The organism is Lysinibacillus sp. 10T31 (genome assembly GCF_056394365.1).
In genome coordinates this window covers 1-1,230 of record NZ_JBFTHS010000137.1, presented here as the reverse complement: position 1 = coordinate 1,230, position 1,230 = coordinate 1, and the positions used below count along the sequence as shown (strand labels likewise).

The 1,230-nt window shown below is 34.9% G+C and carries 3 protein-coding genes; 2 read left to right on the top strand and 1 reads right to left on the bottom strand.

The window, feature by feature from the left end:
- Positions 1–246 precede the first annotated feature (246 nt).
- Positions 247–423 carry a Zn-dependent hydrolase gene (locus AC1DCY_RS27145; RefSeq protein ID WP_477355791.1) on the top strand — a complete coding sequence of 59 codons (177 nt, stop codon included), beginning with the start codon at positions 247–249 and terminating at the stop codon, positions 421–423.
- Positions 407–982: a Fic/DOC family protein gene (locus AC1DCY_RS27140; protein ID WP_477355788.1), complete on the top strand. Its 576-nt coding sequence runs from the start codon at positions 407–409 to the stop codon at positions 980–982. The genes AC1DCY_RS27145 and AC1DCY_RS27140 overlap by 17 nt, the downstream gene beginning before the upstream one ends.
- A 59-nt stretch (positions 983–1,041) precedes the next feature.
- On the opposite strand, the gene AC1DCY_RS27135 is transcribed toward AC1DCY_RS27140, so the two are convergent.
- A partial coding sequence (locus tag AC1DCY_RS27135) for a YqkE family protein (protein WP_477355785.1) occupies positions 1,042–1,230 on the bottom strand: 189 nt, incomplete at its 5' end.

Below are 1,230 nucleotides of genomic sequence, written 5' to 3'. Positions count from 1 at the left end.
GCTTTGCAGCTTTTAATCTGGCAAGTACATCACCGCCTAGTTGATCGGCTAATGTAACTGCCTCCTGCTTTGGTAGACTAGCTGTCACGCTATTATCCACTCGTTGCTGCTGTTTTCGTTTCTTTCCCATTGCAATTCACCTTCTTATTTACTTCAAGGGCGCATTACTACTATTGCGAAAGTGTTTGATTGTCGAAGTCGTCACAACAACTTATAATAAGAAGTAAGAGAAGGGAGCAATTTAAAATGAAACAAATCCAATTAAACTCTCCTGAATTTAATCGTGTACTTAAAAATTTACAATTTGAAAATTTATCACTAACTCCAACACTTCAGAAAAAAGTACTTGATATCGTTAATTCTGGTATACAAATTTCACCGACCATAATTAAGGAAGTTCTGAATAATGGAAAAGTACAATAAAAAACTTAATGATGACTTCCTTTTAAAAACCAATCTTCTGGACATTACTGATTACAAAAGTCTTGAATTAGCAGAAGCATTTGTTTTTTCTCTAAGAGCCACACAAATTGAGCAAGGAACATATAAAATCAAGTCGTTCCATCTTCATGACTTCCAAAGTTTGCACGCTCATTTATTTCAAGATATTTATCCGTTCGCTGGACATTTTAGAGATGTTCAAATAACGAAAGGATCTACCAGGTTTTGTCAATTTCAATTTATTAATTCCTATGCCGATGAATTGTTTTATCAATTAAATAATGAACCTATCTGGACTACAATTAATCAAGCTGCAAATAGATTGGCATATTACAAATCCGAATTGAATATGTTACACCCTTTTCGAGAGGGAAACGGGCGTACTATTCGTATTTTTGTGCAAGCATATGCACAATCTAAAGGTGTTAATTGGAACTTTACAAATATGAATAAAGAAACTTATTTAAACGCGATGATTCAATCTGTTACCAATACAGAACTACTAGAAAGGTTATTTTTTCATACTACAGAATTTATCTAATCAAAATCCAATAAACACAAAAAAAACAGTGAATCCGCATTTGGATTCACTGTTTCACTTTAGAATTTTGAGCCTTTGTCGCCGTATTCGTTTAGTAGCTCTTCAAACGATTTGTTTTTTTCGCGTTGCTTGCGCTCAAAGGCTAGCTTTGCTTGGCGCTCTTCTTCTGCGGCTTGCTCTTTCGCTGTTAAATCTTGCTTTGCAGCTTTTAATCTGGCAAGTACATCACCGCCTAGTTGATCGGCTAA